This is a genomic window from Streptomyces sp. NPDC033229 (assembly GCF_055576875.1).
Window position 1 is genome coordinate 1 of the sequence record NZ_JBVIQR010000136.1, and the last position, 4,235, is coordinate 4,235.

General features: G+C 65.9%; 3 protein-coding genes and 2 pseudogenes. 2 read left to right on the top strand and 3 right to left on the bottom strand.

Annotated features, from left to right (window positions below):
• Positions 1-344: 344 nt before the first annotated feature.
• Positions 345-821: an ATP-binding protein gene (locus tag ACZ53N_RS36525; protein WP_469145022.1), complete on the bottom strand. Its 477-nt coding sequence runs from the start codon at positions 819-821 to the stop codon at positions 345-347.
• Between the two features lie 185 nt (positions 822-1,006).
• Positions 1,007-1,963, bottom strand: coding sequence for an XRE family transcriptional regulator (locus tag ACZ53N_RS36530; protein ID WP_469145023.1), 957 nt, complete (start codon positions 1,961-1,963; stop codon positions 1,007-1,009).
• A gap of 520 nt (positions 1,964-2,483) precedes the next feature.
• On the opposite strand from ACZ53N_RS36530, the pseudogene ACZ53N_RS36535 reads away from it, so the two are divergent.
• Positions 2,484-2,892 (top strand): annotated as a pseudogene (locus tag ACZ53N_RS36535) (DDE-type integrase/transposase/recombinase); the annotation flags it as partial.
• A gap of 62 nt (positions 2,893-2,954) precedes the next feature.
• A pseudogene (locus ACZ53N_RS36540) lies at positions 2,955-3,775 on the top strand (IS5 family transposase).
• A 200-nt stretch (positions 3,776-3,975) separates the two neighbouring features.
• Here the strand turns inward: ACZ53N_RS36540 and ACZ53N_RS36545 are convergent.
• Positions 3,976-4,098, bottom strand: coding sequence for a hypothetical protein (locus ACZ53N_RS36545; protein ID WP_469145024.1), 123 nt, complete (start codon positions 4,096-4,098; stop codon positions 3,976-3,978).
• Positions 4,099-4,235 lie beyond the last annotated feature (137 nt).

Consider the following 4,235-nt stretch of genomic DNA (forward strand, 5'->3'; position numbering starts at 1 on the left):
CCCTCCGCAAGAAGTCCACGCCGAGCACATGCAGTCGCGGACCGCCGCCTGAACGCGACAGTCAAGACCCTGTCCGAAGAACGCGAGGCCCCTCAGCCCTACCGCGCATGGGAACGGCGCTCCTTGCGCTCCACTACGAGCGACGCCGTCGAGTCGACGCGCTGGTGGGCGCCGTCCTTGAAGGCGAGCACGATCTCACCCCGGCTGTTCCGACGCACAGCCTTGACCTCACGCTCACGGCTTCTGTCGATTACCACGTCACCGCGCTCCACTTGCTGCGACCACACTCGAAATTTCACGTCTGCCACCCTTCATCTGTTGCGCGGGGTCTCGAACGAATGTGTCTAGACAGAACCGTCGGCGCGGCGGTCGCCGAGGTCGAAGCGACAGAAGATCGTCTTGCCGCCGCCTTCCTCTGGGACCCACCACAAGGCGTCCACCAGCCGGTGAATGATCAGCAACCCGCGGCCCGAATCGGGAAGAACCGCCTCCGGCAGACCGTGGGCAAGCTGAGGCGAGAAGGGCTCCCCAAGAGGGAAGGTGGGCGGGCTGGAGTCTTCATCAGCCACGCTCAGGAACAGCCACTTCGGCCACTTCGTCAGCGTGATGTCGATCCGGCGCGGTGCCCCCGGACGGGCCAGCCTCTCGTCCGGGACTGCATGGTGCACCACGTTGCCGACCAGCTCTGAGACGACCAGTCGCGCGTCCTCAGCCAGCCCGCGCAGGCCCCAGTCCGTGAGTGCGCTACGCACCGTGTTGCGCGCGACAAGAACCGTGTCCGGCGAGTCCGCATGGAGCGTCAGCGCGCGAAACCGTTCCACAGGGGCGGTGCGCGCTCCATCGTGGCGAGTGATGGCCGCGAGGGTCCTTGCCGACTGCTTGGCCCTTCCTGCTCCCACTGCTGCCTCCGAAGTTCGGGTGCTTGAGGAGGAGAAGTTAGGCCCCAAAAACGAGAGCGGAACCGGGAAAAAATTCCGGGTCCGCTCTAACTCTGCTCAGGAGCCGCCTACTTGATAGCCCCGAGGGCGATTGCCAGCTCTTGGACGTCGCGCCGCCGGGTCCGCTTGTGGAGCCGCCCTGCGAGGTCCCTCGCGAACTCATGCGCCCGGATCTGCTCAGGAGCCGTTCGGTACGCGCGCTTGAGGTTCTCCACCGCGTCATCTGATTGATCGGCTTCACCGTAGGCTCGGGCGACATCCAGCCGCATGCGCGCCCGACGTTCGATAGGCAGGCCCGTCAGCTTCTTCACGCGTTCCGCGAGCTCCACGACATCGTCGACGTCTACATCATCGAACTCAAGTGCTGTCGCCAAGCGGTGAATCTGCACATTGCCCGGGCCGAACGAGGCCCACATCTCGTTGCCGTCTGTGCCCAGCTCCTTGGCGGCGCGGCCGGCCTTCGCCAGCATCTCCTTGGCCATGTCCTTCGCCAGCGACCTGTCACGCATCCGAGCCGCCGCTATAGCGCCATTGAGGTGCAGCGTCCCGTACACAGAAAGTGCCACCGGCGACGACTTCCACCAATCCGGTGCAAGGTCACTCACCGCGTCCACCGTGACTCTCACGGCCTCCTCGGTCAGTCCCGCGCCGAGCTGCACGTGGGCTACGCCACGGCGTACGGCCAGGACGACGGCCGGGTCTTCCGCCTCACTCGCCGCGATGTCCCCTTGGTCGATCGCGCTCCATGCCAGGTTCGTTTCACCCAGCTTGCGGAGGTAGACCGCGGAAACGTGCTGCGCCAGGGCGAACCACCGAAAGGCTTGTGCCCTTTCGATCCCGCTCTCATAGGTATGCGTTGCTAAGCGCGCGTCGGCCAGCAGGCCGGGCAGGACCGTGCCGAGCTGGGCGTACTCCGATGACTGGTAGAGGCCCCAGGCCCGGTCGACCTCAGCCGCCATGCGTTCCAGCCGGGGCGGCTCCCGGTCGTCGAACAACGAGCCGGAGAGGCGGCGCGACTGCAGCAACGCGGCACGGATAGCGGGAACACTTGCCCTGTGATTGCCGTGATCCTCAAGGAGCGTCGGCGAGCCTTGAAGATCCTCCAGGTGTGAGGTGCCTCGAAGTTCTCGGACAGGTGTCCAATAGGATCGCCTGGAACAGGGAACGAGGAAGAAGTGGCGCCACCGAGGAAGTACTCGCAGGAGTTCCGTGAGCTGCACAGACGCCGATCTGGCGGGTATGCCCTCCGCTCCCCCGGTGAACTGAGCGTTCACCGGACAGCGGTTCTCCGAGAGTACGCGGCGGCCAGCGGCTGGCTCACGGTCATCCACCTGCCCAACTGTGCACCGGGTCTGAACCCCGTCGAAGGACCCTGGCCGCTCCTGCGGCGCTCAGCGACCGCCAACGTCGCCTTCACCATCGGGCACCTCGTCCATGCCGCAGGAACAGGCCTCCGAGTCATTCAGCGGCAGCAACACCTCATAAGAGGTGTGCCTCACCGAGACCGGACTCACCCTCACGACAACCCACCGGAAAGGTCGGGTCATAGCCGCTGGCGCGACGTGGCTCTATCTCGCCTCGGTGATCGACATGTGTTCGCAGCGCGGGTGGTGGGCTGGTCGATCGCTTACCAAATGCGCACCTCGCTGGTCACCGACGCGATCGAGATGGCTGTGGCCGCCGCGGCGGCCAGGTGGACGGCGTCGTCTTCCACACGGACAGGGGCGCCCAGAGCAGCATGCGAGCTGCTGCACGGACGCCGCTGGGCCTCTCGAAGGCACAGACTCGGTTTGAGCTGTTCCGCTGGCTCGCCTACTACATTCAGCGCCGCCGACATACCGGCCTCGGCTATCTCACACCAGCCGAATTCGCGGATGTGGTGACCCTCCGTGCCGGGTGGTGGCTCATAGTCGCACCCGAGGAGTGGAGTCGGTCGCTGAACGAGTTTCGCTAAAAACTGTTATCGGCCTGCCCCAAGACCGTGTCCTATGTGGTGAGGGGATCGTTGATGGTGCCATGGGGCGGGGTACGTGGAGTTGGATTGTTCCGGAGGGGTTGTGGGAGATCGCGAAGCCGCTGATCCCGCCGGAGAAGGTGCGCCCGCAGGGCGGTGGGACGCCGAACATGCCTGATGAGACGTTGTTCGCGGCGATCGTGTATGTGCTGGTCAGTGGCTGTGCCTGGCGGGCACTGCCTCCCTGCTTCGGGGTGTCGAAGTCCACTGCCCACCGCAGGTTCCTGATCTGGTCGCGGGCCGGGGTGTGGGGGGCGGTTGCACGAGGCGGTCCTGCACCGGCTCGACGATGCCGGCCTGATCGATGTCACCCGCGTCGTCCTTGACTCCGCCCATGTCAGGGCAAAAAAAAGGGGGCGAACTCACAGGCCCGAGCCCCGTGGACCGGGGCAAGCCGGGTTCCAAAATGCACATCCTGTCGGATCAGAACGGGCTGCCCCTCGTTGTCGGCGTCTCCGCCGCCAACACCCACGACAGCCTCGCCCTGAAGCCCATGGTGGAAGGCCACCAAACGAGACACGACCCCCACCGCGGCCGGTACTCCAAACCCCAGCGCCGTCACGCAGACAAGGCTTACGATGTTCCCCACCTGCGGAAATGGCTGCGCGGGAAGCGCATCGGTGTGCGCATCGCACGCAAGGGCATCGACTCCAGCGAACGCCTCGGCCGCCGCAGGTGGGTCATCGAGCGCACGATGTCCTGGCTGACCGGCTACCAACGCCTCACCATCCGCTACGAACGCCACCCCCGCAACTACCTGGCCTTCCTCGGCCTCGCCGCAGCCATCTGCTGCTACAAACGGCTCATCCGCCTCACCACATAGGACACGGTCTAAGGTGCCGTCCGATTCGAGGTGCACGGCCCTTATCCTGGCCGCGAGCCGGGCATCAGCCTTCCAGCGGTCGACCCGGTCCTCGGCTGTCGAGCGCCAGTAGCAGAAGCTGGAGCTGGCGACGCCCAGGATGCTGCGCCGCCGCTTCACGCCGTAGCAGCGCTGGTGGTCAGCGACGAACTGGAAGCGGTTCACCAGCGCGTCTCCCCGGCGAAATGCTTCGCCGCTTTCCGCAGGATCTCACGTTCCTCCTCGAGCTCGCAGACCTTCTTGCGCAGAGCGGCGTTCTCCGCTTCCAGCGGTGCCGGCTCCACGGCGGGCGCCGCTGCCCGGCGTCTCCGGGGCTGGGTCGCGCCGGCCGCCCGGATCCAGCTGCGCTGGGTCTCGGGACTGATCCCCAGATCGGCGGCGATCTACTTGATCGTCGCTCCTGGCCGCGACTGATACAGCG